The 16,379-nt window shown below is 32.0% G+C and carries 20 protein-coding genes; 15 read left to right on the top strand and 5 right to left on the bottom strand.

Annotated features, from left to right (window positions below; all coding sequences use genetic code 11):
- Positions 1–84 precede the first annotated feature (84 nt).
- From BK580_RS12870 to pdxR, 3 genes are all read right to left on the bottom strand, one after another.
- Positions 85–774 (bottom strand): hypothetical protein, encoded by a 690-nt coding sequence (locus BK580_RS12870; protein WP_078380730.1) that lies wholly within the window; start codon positions 772–774, stop codon positions 85–87.
- A 2-nt stretch (positions 775–776) separates the two neighbouring features.
- Positions 777–977, bottom strand: a complete 201-nt coding sequence (locus BK580_RS12865; RefSeq protein WP_408055245.1) for a helix-turn-helix transcriptional regulator — start codon at positions 975–977, stop codon at positions 777–779.
- Between the two features lie 158 nt (positions 978–1,135).
- Entirely contained in the window at positions 1,136–2,536 is a 1,401-nt protein-coding gene (gene pdxR / locus BK580_RS12860; RefSeq protein ID WP_078380728.1) for a MocR-like pyridoxine biosynthesis transcription factor PdxR, read from the bottom strand.
- Between the two features lie 169 nt (positions 2,537–2,705).
- On the opposite strand from pdxR, the gene BK580_RS12855 reads away from it, so the two are divergent.
- Positions 2,706–3,290 (top strand): GNAT family N-acetyltransferase, encoded by a 585-nt coding sequence (locus BK580_RS12855; RefSeq protein ID WP_078380727.1) that lies wholly within the window; start codon positions 2,706–2,708, stop codon positions 3,288–3,290.
- A gap of 484 nt (positions 3,291–3,774) precedes the next feature.
- Positions 3,775–4,092, top strand: coding sequence for a hypothetical protein (locus BK580_RS12850; RefSeq protein ID WP_078380726.1), 318 nt, complete (start codon positions 3,775–3,777; stop codon positions 4,090–4,092).
- A 222-nt stretch (positions 4,093–4,314) separates the two neighbouring features.
- On the opposite strand, the gene BK580_RS12845 is transcribed toward BK580_RS12850, so the two are convergent.
- A complete protein-coding gene (locus BK580_RS12845) occupies positions 4,315–4,551 on the bottom strand; it encodes a hypothetical protein (RefSeq protein WP_078380725.1) in 237 nt (78 codons plus the stop codon).
- A 384-nt stretch (positions 4,552–4,935) separates the two neighbouring features.
- On the opposite strand from BK580_RS12845, the gene BK580_RS12840 reads away from it, so the two are divergent.
- From BK580_RS12840 to BK580_RS12810, 6 genes are all read left to right on the top strand, one after another.
- A complete protein-coding gene (locus BK580_RS12840) occupies positions 4,936–5,727 on the top strand; it encodes a phosphotransferase (RefSeq protein ID WP_078380724.1) in 792 nt (263 codons plus the stop codon).
- 121 nt (positions 5,728–5,848) lie between these two features.
- Positions 5,849–6,778, top strand: a complete 930-nt coding sequence (locus tag BK580_RS12835) for an alcohol dehydrogenase catalytic domain-containing protein (RefSeq protein ID WP_078380723.1) — start codon at positions 5,849–5,851, stop codon at positions 6,776–6,778.
- Positions 6,779–6,879: 101 nt separating this feature from the next.
- Positions 6,880–7,215 carry a hypothetical protein gene (locus BK580_RS12830; protein ID WP_078380722.1) on the top strand — a complete coding sequence of 112 codons (336 nt, stop codon included), beginning with the start codon at positions 6,880–6,882 and terminating at the stop codon, positions 7,213–7,215.
- Positions 7,216–7,422: 207 nt separating this feature from the next.
- Complete coding sequence (locus tag BK580_RS12825; protein ID WP_078380721.1) at positions 7,423–8,166, top strand: hypothetical protein; 744 nt, start codon at positions 7,423–7,425, stop codon at positions 8,164–8,166.
- Positions 8,167–9,079: 913 nt separating this feature from the next.
- Positions 9,080–9,610, top strand: a complete 531-nt coding sequence (locus BK580_RS12815; RefSeq protein WP_078380719.1) for a ClbS/DfsB family four-helix bundle protein — start codon at positions 9,080–9,082, stop codon at positions 9,608–9,610.
- Positions 9,611–10,079: 469 nt separating this feature from the next.
- Positions 10,080–10,355, top strand: a complete 276-nt coding sequence (locus BK580_RS12810; RefSeq protein ID WP_139364891.1) for a GNAT family N-acetyltransferase — start codon at positions 10,080–10,082, stop codon at positions 10,353–10,355.
- A 178-nt stretch (positions 10,356–10,533) separates the two neighbouring features.
- Here BK580_RS12810 and BK580_RS12805 read toward each other — a convergent pair whose 3' ends face one another.
- Positions 10,534–11,250 (bottom strand): GNAT family N-acetyltransferase, encoded by a 717-nt coding sequence (locus BK580_RS12805; RefSeq protein ID WP_169864965.1) that lies wholly within the window; start codon positions 11,248–11,250, stop codon positions 10,534–10,536.
- A 486-nt stretch (positions 11,251–11,736) separates the two neighbouring features.
- Here BK580_RS12805 and BK580_RS12800 point away from each other — a divergent pair, with 486 nt between their 5' ends.
- The 7 genes from BK580_RS12800 to BK580_RS12770 all read left to right on the top strand — a co-directional run bounded on the left by BK580_RS12800 (position 11,737) and on the right by BK580_RS12770 (position 16,362).
- Entirely contained in the window at positions 11,737–11,949 is a 213-nt protein-coding gene (locus BK580_RS12800; RefSeq protein ID WP_078380716.1) for a hypothetical protein, read from the top strand.
- 5 nt (positions 11,950–11,954) lie between these two features.
- On the top strand, positions 11,955–12,329 hold the full coding sequence (locus tag BK580_RS12795; RefSeq protein ID WP_078380715.1) for a hypothetical protein: 375 nt from the start codon (positions 11,955–11,957) through the stop codon (positions 12,327–12,329).
- 243 nt (positions 12,330–12,572) lie between these two features.
- Positions 12,573–13,388 (top strand): type III pantothenate kinase, encoded by an 816-nt coding sequence (locus BK580_RS12790; RefSeq protein WP_078380714.1) that lies wholly within the window; start codon positions 12,573–12,575, stop codon positions 13,386–13,388.
- Positions 13,389–13,457: 69 nt separating this feature from the next.
- The gene (locus BK580_RS12785) at positions 13,458–13,850 is read left to right on the top strand and encodes a group-specific protein (RefSeq protein WP_078382762.1); all 393 of its coding nucleotides are present in this window, start codon (positions 13,458–13,460) and stop codon (positions 13,848–13,850) included.
- A 38-nt stretch (positions 13,851–13,888) separates the two neighbouring features.
- Positions 13,889–14,533, top strand: a complete 645-nt coding sequence (locus BK580_RS12780; protein WP_078382761.1) for an alpha/beta hydrolase — start codon at positions 13,889–13,891, stop codon at positions 14,531–14,533.
- 323 nt (positions 14,534–14,856) lie between these two features.
- Positions 14,857–15,795: a phosphotransferase enzyme family protein gene (locus tag BK580_RS12775; RefSeq protein ID WP_078380713.1), complete on the top strand. Its 939-nt coding sequence runs from the start codon at positions 14,857–14,859 to the stop codon at positions 15,793–15,795.
- A 177-nt stretch (positions 15,796–15,972) separates the two neighbouring features.
- The gene (locus BK580_RS12770) at positions 15,973–16,362 is read left to right on the top strand and encodes a hypothetical protein (protein ID WP_235864044.1); all 390 of its coding nucleotides are present in this window, start codon (positions 15,973–15,975) and stop codon (positions 16,360–16,362) included.
- Positions 16,363–16,379: the final 17 nt, after the last annotated feature.

Genomic DNA, 16,379 nt, shown 5'->3' with positions numbered 1-16,379 from the left:
ATTACGATTTGAAACACTAGTAGAGACTAATTGAGAAGTAATAACTAAGCGATCACATAGTGGCTTCTTGAAAAATGTATTATACTATTTATTTTTCGAATCTGCTGTTCCATAATAGCTTTTCATATAAAAATAACCCCATGTAATAAATACCGTTATGATTAATCCCATAAACAATAGAGGGAAGGGACTGGAGTTTTCAGTAGGCTCTCCGAATAGAAAAACTAATAAATCATAGCCTATGCCGCTGCCAAATAATTTAGGAAACACGAAAAGTCCTGTTAAAATCCCTGACACACCTATGAGTATCAGTTGCTTTTTTGTCAGCGTTTTTTTGTTTGATTGCTTAAGTAAGTTTGCTATTCTCCCTAAAAAATTAGGCTCTAACTGATAACTTTGAGCAACAATAAAAGAAATCATTGGTTGAATGACAATGGCGATCCCTAATAGAATTAATAGAAACATATTAACTGTATCATTTATTATGGCATCACCAATAACCGCGAAAAAGATGAGGAGTGCCAATATTTGATAACTTACACTTGAGCTCTTTTCTTGAATTCTTTTTCCAAGTTCTTCATCCAATAATATTCCATCATTCTGCTTTTTTGTACCCCATGTCATCGTGAAGAAAAAACACAGTAGTAATGCACTAATAAATAATACATCGTTATAGCCAATAAAAAGTCCATTCGAGATTTTGTTCATGATAAATCCTATAAAGATAAAAATTAATACGCCAAAAAACAGACTAAACATCAATCGCTTACTCATCCTTATTCTGCCCCCCCATGTAAAAATAGTTTATCGACTATAACCCCTAGATTTTTAGCGATGTCAAACGCTAATTGCAGGCTGGGGTCATATTTGTTGTTCTCGATAGCATTAATGGTTTGCCTGCTTACATTGCATAACTCTGCTAATTTCCCTTGCGAAATGCTTTTCTTTTCTCGGTAGCTTTTAATCTGATTTTGCACAATCATACACCTCTAATTCGCTCAGATGTGTAAAAAACTTTTTACACATTAAGCATAATAGAAGACGATATAATTGTCAAACATATTTGACAATTATATCGTCTTAAAGTACTTTGTAGGGGATTCATTTTGACATTCTTGTTTTATAACGAAAATTCTTATTGAAACCAAGCTTCATTTAAACGGATGATCCCATCATATATTAGCTCTTCAGAAACTCCACCAAATCCAATTTGAATCAATGGATATGTCTGCTTGTGTGCATTCATCCAAAATCTAGAAGTGGGATATACCTTTACACTTTTATTCTTAGCTGCTTGAATAAGCTCTACTTCATTCATTCCATTATGTACTTCAAGTAAAATGTGTAACCCTGAATGAGCACCTATAACTTGAACTCTGTCTTTCATTATCTTTTTTATGCTGGATATTAATAAGGAATGTTTCTTCGTGTATATATTTCTCATTTTTCGTATATGTCTCTCCCAATGGCCGTTTTCCATAAATAGTTGCATCGTTTTCTGGTGTAACTTGGAAACAGGTTGTTCATAGAGCGGAAAATTTGTCTTAAATGTATTTATTAATTTAGTAGGGAGTACCATATAACTCATACGTATTGCTGGCAAAAGCGATTTTGAGAAGGTTCCTAAGTAAATAACTTTCTCATTCCGATCTAAACCTTGTAATGCAGGTATAGGCTTTCCTATATATCTAAATTCTCCATCATAATCATCTTCTATAATATAACTACTATTACTATCGGCCCAATTAAGCAATTCGATTCGTTTAGAATAGGGAAGGATCATCCCGCATGGAAATTGATGAGAAGGCGTTAAATAGACAAATTTAGCCTTCGATTTTTTTAACTGCTCTACATTAATGCCATCATGTTCAAGTTCAATTGGATATATAGTAATACCGAAATTTCCAAATACCATTCTTGCTCCATCGTACCCTGGATTTTCTATTGCTATTGGCTCTTTATTTCCTGTTATTTGGCAAAATAGAGTTAACAACTGCTGTATACCTGCACCTAAAATAATTTGATGTGGTGTACAGAGTACTCCACGCGATTGATAAAGGTAGTTGGCAATCTCCTTTCTCAGCTCTGGTTCTCCCTGTTGGTGTCCATATAAAAAATTATTACGATACTCTGGACTTAAACATTGATTTGTAAGCTTTCTCCAGATTGAAAATGGGAAGTGGGTTAAATCAACTTGTCCTTGTCGGAAATCATAAATACTTTCCTCTTCAATGAATGCTTGCTCTAAATGATTGGATGGCTGCTGTTTTATTTGAGAGGAAAAATTGGTCTCCATTTCTAATACATAATAGCCACTTTTAGCTTTGCTTTGAATATAGCCTTCAGCAATTAATTGCTGGTAGGCTATTTCAACCGTGTTTTTGCTTATCTTTAAATGTGAAGCAAGTGTTCTTATACTAGGTAAACGAGTATCTTTTGCGATTTTCCCAGTTTGAATCTCTTTTTTTATGTATTGATAAAGCTGGTAGTATAGAGGTTCATTAGTCGTTTCGTTGAATGATATTGTGATTTCCATATTAATTCCCCATTTCTAATCTGACCCTATAAGTTTAATTAAAACTGTCACTTTTGTATAGGTCAATATAAACGTATAGTGTATGTAATAACCTAAAGCGGTTATCAACGAGCTTAGTAGATGCAAATGGAAAAGTGGAAAACCATAAAAGAGGGGAAGTACGAGAGATATGAATGAATTTTATAATAGTCAAGTAATATTAGAAAATGAGAGAGTCAAGTTAATCCCATTTGAAGGGGATTTTAGAGAACAGATAAAAGATATCATTTTCGATGAGGAGGTATACTATACAGTAGAGTGTAAAAATGAGGAAGAACTTCAAACATACATAGATGAAACCGTTAATCAAAGGATGATAGGGAATGCGTATCCCTTTTTAATAATTGATAAACTTACCAATAAAGTTGCAGGCTCAACACGGTTTGGAAATATCCAATTTAACAATAAACGATTAGAAATTGGCTGGACTTGGTATGGAAAGCCTTATCGAGGATCGGGATTAAATAAAGCTTGTAAATTCGAACTCTTAAAATATGCTTTTGAAGTTTTAGATTTTAGAAGAGTCCAGTTTAGTGCAGATGTAAGAAACCTTCGTTCACAAAAAGCAATTAAGAAGTTAGGTGCTACAAAAGAAGGCGTTTTTAGAGCAAATTATATTGATACATCTGGTGTAAGTAGAGATGATGTCTATTTCAGTATTATTCAAGAAGAATGGGACGATATTAAACGAAACATGTTTAAAGAGTTCATTTAATATAATTAGTAATTAAATAGAAGAATTTTGATAGTATCAGCATAGTTACCATCAAATACAAAATAAGGATTGTTTTATATGAAGTTTTCAAAATATTAAACTAACCTAAGACTTTTAGTTGAAGAAGGACAATGTAGTATTAAGAGTTTGGATACCCCAGGCTGTTTTGTCAAATAATGTCGTTCCATTCGAATTTTTTCTCCGTTATCCCTATTCGTTGTCCAGCTGTTATATTTTTTTATTTGCCGATTTAAAAAGATGATAAAAGTTGTATTAAGTTCTAAGAATGGTTACAACATACGGTGCATACTTCGAATCGCATTTCTCACGTGTAAAATGCTAGGTTTATTTTTTGATTATCAGAAGCTAATGGGGTTTAATGTTAAAATAGTATAGAGATTTTGAAAAGATATAATAACTCGAACGAGACTAGTTTAATTGTTTTTTAGGTAATCTTTATTTAAGTAAAGGAGGAGATTCTAATATGGGCTTCGCTTTGGAAATTGCGAGTATTTTACTACCCCTTATAATAGTGGGTGGGATTGCAGTATTTGTAGTTTTTAGAATGAAACATAAATATAAGAAAGGTACCTTGGGTAAGAAAAAATCAAAAGGAGCTCAAAATTTATTAGATAGTTTAATGCCACTCGGAATGATAAGTGGTTGTGCTGTTGCTGTACTTCTTAGCATATTTACCCCAATCCCCTTACTATCTACTATTGTTTTGGGTGCTGGAATAGGTTTATTATTTGGATATTTTGCTTATGAAATTTATAGCAACAAAGGAGACAGTTATTCATAAGTAGCCATCTTCCAGAAATGGGTGCGATTGTGGAAGAACAAAACATTAAAAAAAGGTAAAACGCAGAGGGATAAAACCTCTGCGTTTTCTTATGTCTTTTATAGCACTATTATCTGTTATATTTTCCTCTCATTTGTTGTGTGACTTTTAACGTTATATTAGATGTTATTTAATATTTTCTCCATCGAAAGTGAACTACTTCGATGGATTTGAAGTCCTTTTTCAAATGATCATAATTGTTCCAAAGGTTACAAAGGTAATTCCAATAAATAAAGTGAATGCCTTTATTACACCAGATGGAAGTCTACTTAATAGTTTTAATAAAAATTCAAACTCAATATAGCCACTAACTCCGATTACACCGTTATCTTTATAATTACTTTGTTTCATTTTGAATAATGAGGAATATAGGACAAGACTTCCCCAGAAAATGAGCAATACTCCTATAAAAATAGACAATTTATCCTTCACACCTTTCACATATTGGAGATAGTTTCTTCTTGGATGGTAAATTTTGATAATTTAAGCCTAACATAAGTTTCATTGGTTTTAAATAAAGAGCTTTCGACAATCATTTTTGCATATTAAGCATAATTTTAATATCTTCCAATTTAGTGACGCTGCATTTACTATAACCTAACTTGTAATGAACCGAACTTTTTTAGTAATTATTGATGAGATTTTTGTTTTTATTCTAAATATTTAAAAAAGAAATAAATGGAATAGGTAATTTATGTTAATATATAAAGAAAAGTAACTCTTGTTCTGTTAACTGGTAATCTTGTTAAACAATCTAGATGTGTTTTAAAAGTTTATAGTTTTTTTATAGAGGGGAATGTTCAGATGTCACACCATGAAAACGAAGAGTTGTTAACAGGAGGGAATGTCTCACAGGTATATCGTACGGGAGATACCGTTCGACGAGAATTAAAGCCAGACAGTACCAAAATTCACAAGCTATTAAAGCATTTGGAGAACAAATGTTTCAGTTATGCACCAAAGTTTTTAGGTATTGATGATGATGGTAGAGAGATATTATCCTTTATTGTTGGAGAAGCTGGCAATTATCCTTTAAAGGAATATATGTGGACTAATGATGTTTTAAAAGAAATAGCGAAGATGCTCCGTCTTTATCATGATTCTGTGAGTGATTTTATAATGGAAGACGGTTGGCAATCAATAGATCATACACCCCAACCATTTGAGGTACTATGCCATAATGATTTTGCCATATACAACATTATTTTTAATGATAAAAGACCAGTAGGCATTATTGATTTTGATGTAGCTGGACCTGGTCCAAGACTTTGGGACATTGCGTATACACTGTATACTTGCGTCCCCTTAAGTAGATTTTGTCTTTCTGAAACAGGGGAGAAAGTTTATTACAATTCATTAAAGCATGCTGACCATTTAAAACAAAGAGTTCGATTGTTTTTTGAAACTTATAGTGGGGGAGTAGAAGGAGATTATTTGGAAATGGTATTGCTACGATTAGAAGGTTTATGCCAAACAATTACAAGAAAAGCCAGTGAAGGTGATATTGCTTTTCAAAAAATGATAGATGAAGGACATCTTGAACATTATGAAAACGATATTAAATTCATTCGTGAACATGGAAAAGAGTGGTTTTAAGTCGTGTTTCATAGAACTAGGTTTTAAACTGAAAATATTTGGAGGAGACTAACTTTAATTAAGGTAGCAAGTAAGATTAGCACAATTTAGAACAAAAAAATCTTTGTTAAGGAGAAGGGGAATGTACCAAAAATCTCTCATTCTATCAGGCAAACGAGAACTAAAATGGACAAAACAAATTCTACCACCGCTCGAGAAAGATGAAGTTCTAGTTAAAACGATTGCAGGGGCTATAAGTGTCGGAGCTGAATTGCCACAATATATGGAAAGTGATAGGACTAATGCATCGCCGCACTATCCGAAAGAGACCGGGTATGAAAGCTATGGAGAAATTGTAGCAATTGGGGAAGCAGTTGAAGCATTAAAAATTGGCGATCGAATTGTAGCATTTTATGGCCATAAAGATTACGGAATTATTAAAGCGGATAAAGCGATAAAAGTTCCAAATGGCATTCATTATTCCGATGCATTACTTACCATTTTGTCATGTGATGCAGCAAAAGGTGTTCTTAAACTAAATCCGAAAGAGACAGATAAAGTATTAGTTGCTGGAATGGGGACAATGGGGCTATTAGCTGTTTTCTTTCTAAAGGAATTTTCGAATCTCCAACACGTCGATGTATTAGAACCGAATTCTTCAAGAGGATCCATAGCAAAAATGCTAGGAGCGAACAATGTCTTCGATGATTTATCAAAAAGTCCAAAGGATTATTATGCATTTGGATTAGAGTGTTCTGCCTATAATGAAGCCTTTAAAACACTTCAAAAATCAGTTGTAAATAATGCTGGAATTTGCATATTGTCAGATGGTAATAAAGACAAGTTTGAGCTTCACCCAGCGTTTTTTAAGAAGGAATTAAAGATAGTTGGCTCAAGTAATGGCTGGGATTACAAGCAACACTCAAAATGGTATTTTGATAAAATTAAAAAGAATAGCTTTCAGTTAAGGAGATTATTTGAATTAACAATAAGTAAAGAAGAGCTGATCCAATGCTTTGAAGATATTAGTAATGGGAGTATAAACCCTATAAAGGTTTTAGTTGTATATTAAGTAAGATAAAAGCATTTAAGACTTGTTTTTCAATTATAAGAGGTAGAACCGTTTGCTACATATAGTGCAGCTACATAACAGAAGAAAAGAGAGTAGTAAATATGCATGATTTAACAGTAATGGAATGGCTGCAAGCAAAAGCATTGAGTGAATCTGATATAGATTTTCTACTTACGTTCATACCATCTATCTCCGTAATAAAAACAAAACCTAATCTGAAGGAGCCAGTGTTTCGTATGTTACAGGAACAGTTTCCTGAATATATAATCGACTCGGATGCTAATCATTTGAAATTTGCAACAATCAATTCGGCAATCCAAAGAAATATTAAAAATAAAATTAATACGGAAGAATTATTAAAACGTATGTCAGCACAAGGCTTATGCAGGCCATTTTGTGATTTATTGGTTACAACGGTTCGCACAGCTGAAAAATAAAAACAAGCCAATCCTTTTATTCTCTTTAGAAAAAAATTTCGAAACTAGTACAACAAATTCTAGTATAAAGTTGTATATCTCTTTCAAAAAAATTATGGAAAAGGATTTATTCAGGGTGAGGCTGGTTTATTACACTTTCAACAAATTGGTATCACAGCACAACATACTTTTTCAATGACTAGATAGTATAGATAAGGAATGATTTTATTGAAAAATTGGGCAACTAAGGTTGATGATGTTAGTAACGCTGGTTTTTTTAGTGACAACAATATGATAGAGATGGAAATTGGTGATATGGCACTTAAACTTAATAAATATAATATTAAGGCGCTACATGAATATGATGAAACACCAACACCTTCCATATTAACGGAGGTGGAGCAACTTATACTTGCTCCTTTCTATGTTTATAATAGTTATAATTTTGTCTACAAAGTTAATAACTTGAATGATTACGAGGTCGATAAAATAAATCAAATTGCAAAACATTTTAATAAAGTACAAGGGATTTATTTTGAAGATAATATGAACCAAATCCAATTGATGGAAGCAAAATCAATGTCATTAACATTATTTAATGATTATATCGAAGGCGGAAGAGTGAATCCCTATGTTAAAGCATTTTATCTATCTCCAAGCCACGAAGTAAACATAAGTGGCTCTGTTTTTGACATAATGAAATCTGGTTGCATAAGGGTTTTTTATAAATTTAATAAGGAATTTGTCACTCCAATTAATTCTGAAGACATAGTGAAAATCGAACACTTAATTGAATTTTTTAATATTAATAATCCATCCTCATATGTTACCACACCAAATAAACTAGTTTTTAATGAGTCGTTATTGAACAATTTTGGGTTAAGGTTATTATCTACTATTTATAAAACTACCTTTTGTTGTATTGATTCAAAGTCAAATGTAATTTTGTATTTAGGTGGTACTAATAAATAATTTGTAGATAAAAGTCTAGTTCTAGCAAGTGTTAATCTGTAGACTAGTCTTTATGAAGAGCAATAAGATGTTATGAAAAGTGTGGTTTCTTTTAAGAAGTTATAGAAAGAGAAGGGACCTTAATAGAGGGAAAATATAAAACAGATGTAATGGGGGAAATGGTTTGTATTACGATAGTGTAATTTCTGTAATTTATATAATATTAATTTGTTGGGTAGTATTTCTTCTGTTCCAAAGAGTTAACAATCGTTATCCTAAGAGCAATTCTTGGAAAAAAGACATTATCTTCACCTTTATCCAAAGTGCTGTTGTTGTCTTAATAGTGCTTCCTATTTTATCTATTTTTATTAAATAAATAGAGTCTGAGACACTAAAAACGCAAAGATGTAGTATAAAGGGCTCCGTATTGTGTTGCTTTACAAAAATTCAAGCCGAATGACATCTATATTATATAGACTATTGAGATTTAATACAGCGAAACTCGCCGAATATTTGTGGCGAGTTTTGCTCGTGAATAAGTTAAATTATTTTAACTTGGAAACCAGTAATAGTAACTTAAAAGTAAAATGCTTATTATCATTATGATCCCAAACTGTTTGCCCTTTGGTTTCTTAGCAAAGTTACTACCACCAAAGAAGAAATACAGTGAGCCAAGAACAAAAATAATATAAGCAAATATTTTTAGAAAAAAGTCCATAGTACCTCCTGATTTCCTTTTTACTAATTTATTCAGAAATCTTATTCTAATGTCCTTTCTTCTTATGCCTGATTGTCTAGTCCGCTTATTATACTCAAGGGCAGTATAGTTAAAATGACATTCAAATATACATTTTGGATTAAAGTGTTTATATCTATTAACACAAAAACGAATATCCTTGTGTTAATATTTAGAAAAAAGGGGGTACTTATTATCATGATAACGAGTGAAAAAGAAACTCTATTAATGAATAGCGAGAATAATTTTCAATCATTATTCGAAATAATTGAAACTGTGCCTAGCAGAAAAAGGGATATTTCTATTGAAACTCATGAAAGAGATAAGAATTTCCGTGATGTATTAATGCATTTGTATGAATGGCATTCAATGCTTGAGAGGTGGTATAGAGAAGGTATGGATGGAGATAATCCTTTTATGCCAGCACCAGGTTATAAATGGAGAAATATCAAACTACTTAATTTGCAAATTCAGGAAAACTATCAAGATGTAACATTAAATCAAGCTATAAGAAAATTGAAGTTAAGCCATGAAAGAGTAATGGACCTAATAAAATTACATAGTAATGAAGAAATCATGACAAAAAAATACTATAAGTGGACAAAAACAAGTAATTTATACAGCTATTTCACAGCAAACACTTCCAATCATTATAGTTGGGCTATAAAAAAATGTGAAGTTATTGCAAATACTTTAAAAGAAGAAGAAAGGGATAAGCTTGTGAAATAAAGTACTTAAACTAACGGTTGATTTAATACAATAAGCATTTACTGTAAATAAGGAGGTATGTACAAGACTTGTATATACCTCCTTATTTACAAACCATTTATTTTCCATCCATTTCGCTTTCGTTTTAAGCTACGAATTATTGTTTTCTTCAGTTACATTCATTGTTCACCAGTTATGGCTACTATTATAATGCCAAGAAGTAATAGTATTTTCCTGAAAAAAGTTCTTCTTATTTATTTTTCCATATTTTACTACATTGTAGTTAACGTACGTAAGTAATATCATCTAACTCAAATACCTTTCCAGTTCATCCCATTCACATAGCTACCCATAATTCTATTATGCATGTATATTTTTCTCCACACCGCCCTCAAAAGTCTTCCTATTCTTTCTAAAACTAGCTGCGCCAATAAATGTAGCACAGAATAATAAGCTACCTGCAAATAGATAAGCAACTTGCGGACCAAAGATGTCGACGATCACACCAATAAGAAAAATAGAGAGAGAAAAGATGATTGTAGAACCTGATTCTCAAACAGCAACTTTAATACTAGATAGGCTAGCTTTTAAACATCATGGTAAACTTAGGATTGATGTTCCATCAGGTAATGAGGAATTTACATTGTTTTTGGAGCAAAGTGGATTTATTAAAGCTAGTAAACCTCCAATCATGGTGCTTAATTCTGTTAAAATGCCAGCTAGAAACAATACCTTATTCGGCATTGCTGCTCAGGTTTTCGGATGAAGAAACAAACAATAAAAAGGAGAGATTAAAAAATAGTTAAAAAACGCATTTATTTGTTCATTATATGAATTACTAACAAAAACCAGCTAATCCTTCGATAGGACTTTAGCTGGTTTTTGTAATGAATATTTAGACGTTAAAGAAACGCATTCTTTCCTCTGGAAAATCGACCGATTGTTTAAGCTTTTCTTTCGAACACCCACATTTTTGATACATCTCGATAACCTAATTTTAGATATAAAGGATTCCCGATCTGACTAGAAACAAGTACACTCTGGACAGCGCCTTCCTGCTTGGCATCAATAAGCATTTTTCGGCAAAGTGCTTTGGCCATTCCTTTACCCCTATGTATTTTTGAAGTAAATACATTATTCAAATATACGGTTTTATCTAGTAGTGCATAGCTTCCATGAGATACGAGATTTCCGTTTTCCTCACCAACGTAAAAATGCAGATTTGGATCATTTAATTTCTTAAGATCGATAACAGTCTTATTGAAAAAAAGATTGATACGTAGAGCTTCTTCCTCAGTTTTGATAAACTTGATGATCTTGTTTTCTGTTTCAAAAGACAAGCTTTTCAGATTTAAAATCATAAGAAACTCTGTACTTTTGATGGTATACCCCTCTGCAACATATGTATACGGTTCTTCATCAGAAAACACAGTAAGCCAATAGTCTTTTTTTATGTCTAGTTTATTTATGGAATCAATAACGTGAGCAGGATTTGAATTATAAACGATAAATTCGTCAGTTCTGCCACCAACATTTGAACCAAAAGCAAGATGTTTTATAGAATCATATTCATGTAGTTGGGATGCAGGTTGGCGACTACAGTAATACTCACCTCGAACAAAAAAATCTATAGCTTTTTTTAACTCCGAATTTCCCCCCATACAGTCCATTCCTCCAAATACATTTCGATATTTTAATTAACCAACAAACTGGCCCGATTGCTTCATAACCTATTTCCATGTTAATACATACCATAACCAGAAGCAACGGGACGGACCTTTTGTTTCTTTTTATTGCTATACGAAAGAAGGTAGGGAATCTTGGCCATATCTTTCTCCTTTTTATCCAAATTTTTCTTATTGTTTTACATAATTAATAGTATAATAGATTATTGACAATAATATACATTTTAAATCGAAAAAGTGTTTTTTGAAAGAAATAGAGTTGGGGCATAAATTATTCACATGAGTTAAATGGTCTGCGGTATGCTTGGAAACAAGCACGCTCCGTGTAGAGCAACCATTTATGATGCAATGTACATATGCTTGATAATGTGAAAAATAGCATTTACGATTCACCAGAACGAAATCTTCTATGAGTAATTCTCTATACACCGTCGGACGCCTTCTGCGATCAGGAGCGATGTAATGGATCCTAAAGATATGAATGATAATTGCATTAAATTAAACAGTGGATTTAATAATGACATTTATCTAATACCAGATAAAGGGAAGATATTACGTTTGTCGAAAAAAGGAAAAATGAAGGAAATGGTCAGGCAGGAATTAGAATGGATCAGTTTCTTAGATGAAAATGGTGTGATAGTTCCTAGCCAAGATATAGTTCTAGTAAGGAGTTGAACCTATTGAAAAAAATTACAATTATAATTCAACTTAGTTTTATTATTTTGATCTTAACTGCATGCTCAGAGATTAACACATATTCGGGAAATGGCGAAAATTGGATAGTGGAATTTCATGTAAAACCTTCTAATGATACTGGAGAATACGAAGCTACAATAAAGTATATAGGTCCTGGTGAACCACCTGAGGTTATTGGATATTATGTAGCTGGAAATCATGGAACAAGCTCCGGAACTAAAGATTATAAAGATGGAATTTTAGTAGCAAGTTACATCTGCAACAACTGTCACACTATTCATAAGGATGATGAAATTGAAGTGAAAATTACTTGGGGAGAAAATGAAGAAAAATTTACTCTGTTATATAAAAATAAATAAAAAGAGTAGTTTTATATAATACAAATATTTTTTGACTACTGGAAAGACATGATTAACGGAAATATAGTATAGATTGACGTTATCTTTTGTATATCTTTTTGTTATCCACTTAAATCTTGAGTATAAACTCGGTGCCTGACCCCCGGTACAGTAATGCTCTATCATAATGGGGGTCAGGTACCATATTTAGAGTGGGGCTAATGATTTTACAAAGTGTATTTACAATTAAAAGGAGCTAGCTTCATGAACGGAATTTTAACAGTAGATATAGGAAATACAAATATTAAAATAGCATATTTTCAAGGTAAGCAATTAGAAAAAGTTTGGAGTCTTACTTCAGAAAAGGATTTAAAGATAAAAGATTTAGCAAAAAATATGGAGCGAATCATCAACCAAGACTCTATCAATGTATTGACTATTGAAGCTGTAGTTATTTGTTCAGTTGTTGAAGAATTAACAACGAAACTGCGAAAAATTTTTGAAGACTGTTTTCAACTTCCTGTTTACATTATAGGTGTAAACCTTGAAATAGATTTACAGATAGACAGTAATTGTGACGGTCGAATAGGTACTGATCGAATAGTATGTGGATATGCAAGCTTAAAAGTATATGGAGCTCCATGTATAGTCGTATGTTGTGGAACGGCAACTACAATTTCTGTTATAGATGAAAGAGGATTTTTTATAGGAGGAGCGATTTTACCTGGAATAAAAGTATCAAGCGATATTATGACTTTAAAAATATGGAACCTGTATAATTCAGCATTAACTAGACCCCAAAGTGTTATTGGTCAGGATTTACATGAGTGTATGAACATAGGTACATATTATGGTTTTATTGGTCAAATTGAAGGGATTATTAAGCGAATAAAAGAAGAAATGAACTTACCATTTAAAGTTGTACTGACTGGAGGACTATCTAACCTCATTAATAATGATTTGGAAGTAGATACTTATCATAATCAATATTTGATATTAGAGGGCATTAGATTAATTTGGGATAATAAAAAGAGGTTGCTTAATTTACGAGACGGGGACGAAGTAAAACAATCGTTCTGATGTATTCCTGTAATTAATCGGTTTTTTAGCTAAGGGTTAGTTTTTATTATGAAGGATATAGGTGAAATAATGAGGAAATTTTATGTTGCATCAAGTTTTCAAAATCAAGAGACAGTTCGAATTGTTAGTAGACAATTAAAAGATCAGGGTTATATTCAAACTTATGATTGGACAAAAAATAAAAGAGCATCGACATTTGAAGAACTAAAAGAAGTAGGTCAAGCAGAAAAAACGGCAGTAATGGAAGCAGATTTTTTAATCGTTTTATTGCCAGCAGGCAAGGGAAGTCATATTGAATTTGGAATAGCTTTAGGACAAGGTAAAAAGATATTTCTTTATTCGCATAATAATGAGGTAAATAACTTTGAAACAACAAGTACCTTCTATCATTTGTCTGAAGTTGAAAAAGTAATTGGAACTATAGATGATTTAATAGAAAAAGTGATTAACAGTAAATGTTAAGAAAAAAGTCAGAAAAGCATTTTTTTGAGGGGTTGGAAATGAAAGCTAATAAAAAGAATTTAGAAACGAACAATAAAACTATTAGTTATACACATTTTGCAACAGGGTCGAAAACCATTTGCTTTATGTTTTCAGGGGCAGGATACAATTATGACAAGCCTCTATTTTACTATGCAACGTTGGCAATGCTAGAAAAGAATATTGATATTGTTCATATCCATTATTCCTATGGGGAACATTTATGGAAAAAACCACTTGAAGAAATATCTAAGGAAATGATGGAAGATATTAACCCAGTCATCTTAGATGTACATAAAAATGGAAAATACAACGAGACGATTTTTCTAGGAAAATCGTTTGGAACAATTCCAATTGCTTATGACTTAATAAAAAGAGATGAATTTTTAAAATCGAAAATGATTATACTTACTCCATTGCTAAAGTTCGATTTAATTTTTGATGCCATTTTGAATAGTGAACATCAAGGACTATTAGTTATCGGAGACAAAGATCCTCATTTCAATCTAAATCAAATAGTCAAATTAAGTAACTCGAATTTAATGATAGAAGTTGTCCAAGATGCAAACCATTCCTTAGACGTCGGAGAATATGGGACAACTAAGTCATTATTTGCTTTAACAAGGGTAATGGAAAAGCTTCAGGAAGTTATAAAGGAAAGTTAGTAAGATTATGAGATTATCAAAAAATTGGGTATCGTGGTGGGAAGATGCATGCAAGACTAGAAACCTCTATTCTAGGGCATGAGAGTGACGTGTGTCGTAAGCGAAAAGTTTCACACTCAACTTTATAATATAAGAAAAGGCTGTCCAAAAAGTATTTCTTTTGATGACAGCCTTTTCTATTATTAAGAGAAATGAAAAATTAAAAAATTCTGAAAGCGCTAACTTATTTTTGGGAATTTATGTTATTATTATTTCGGAGTGAGTCCGAAAAATATCCGTAAGCAAGTATATATTCATATAAATAGACGGGAGCAGAGCAGTATATGGAACATAAGATACTTTCATTACTCAACGAATTATATCCATTGGATTTTATAAAAGTAGAGGCAGTAACCAATGAAATGTTCAGATGTATTTCAGAACAAGGGAATTACTTTGCAAGAATAACGAACTATAAAACGTATGATGAACAGTTAGAGGAAGTTGATTATACGAACTTTTTATATAATGAAGGATTTGGTGTTTCTCCAACAATACCTTCTTTAAACGGTAAATTAGTAGAAACGATAACATTGGATAAAGAAACTTTAACTGTTTTATATAAAGCTGCTTCTGGTGTGCATTTACCAAGAGCTCAATGGAATGCCAATGTATTTAAAGAATTGGGTCGGCAAATAGGGCATTTACATCTTTTATCAAAACAATATGAAAATAGGCGAACACTTAAATACATGAATGATTGGTATGATAATGAGGAATATGCTTTTCTTAAATATATCCCTAAGGAAGAAAGTGCAATTAGAGAGATTGCACAAGAGGTTCTTTGCACCATACAAAACTTACCCAAAAGTTATGATACCTATGGTTTGTTGCACGGTGATTTATGGCTGGAGAACATATTGGTAGATCGCGATAATAGATTAACCATGATAGATTTCCAAGATTGTGAGAAGCATTTTTATATATTTGATTTAGCCGTTCCAATCTATAGTGCTTTGGAGTACACATTTGTAGGGAATGGCAACATAGTTGATTACGGACGTTCTATTACAAAAGCAATTATCGAAGGGTATCAAGAGGCAAATGAAATATCTCCAGAGATGTTAGAGCAACTTCCACTTTTCATTAAACTGAAGGAAGTATTTGAATACAGTTTGATGCATATGTACTGGAATAAAGAAAAATTAACGGAGGAACAACTACGAATTATGAATCACTTTAGAATAAGGATTGAACATAAGCATTCACTGCTTCATATTTAGTAAACTAATGTTCTAAAGAAGCAAATGGGACGGACTTGTTGCTTCTATCGTTTGACTATAGAAAAGAAGCAACGGGATCGTCCTGATGTACCAAAATTAGTAAAGTAATGTTTTTAGCCTAACGATACATAAATATTGAAGATAGATAAACTTAGGCAAATAAAGGAGAGCTTTCATGTGGGGATTATTAAGAAAAGTTCAATGAAAGAATGGCTTCTTACTATGATAGTAGCTGTATTTATAATTGGAACTGCAACATATTATATTCTATTTTTTACTCCTAAAAATTCTCTAGAATTATATCAAGCGATTTCTTTTGCTGATAATTTTGAAAAGGCACAAAAGGTAATGTTAGAGGGATATGAAGCTAATTTCGATAAAGAAGATTATGATTATATTAATAGATTGGATATCTCACCAAATAGAATAAGTCAGTTTACTATTTTTGAATATGATGAAAAAACATATATGGTGATGACTACACCCGGAACGGAAAGGTTACAAGTTCTTGCAGTGGAAGAGTTACCAAAAGAGATAAGGGACTACTTTCTTGGAATAGATCCATGAAGAATTCAGGATAAAGA

The organism is Sutcliffiella halmapala (genome assembly GCF_002019665.1).
In the GTDB taxonomy this organism is placed as follows: Bacteria; Bacillota; Bacilli; order Bacillales; family Bacillaceae_I; genus Sutcliffiella_A; species Sutcliffiella_A halmapala.
This window is presented reverse-complemented; position numbering and strand designations above follow the sequence as displayed.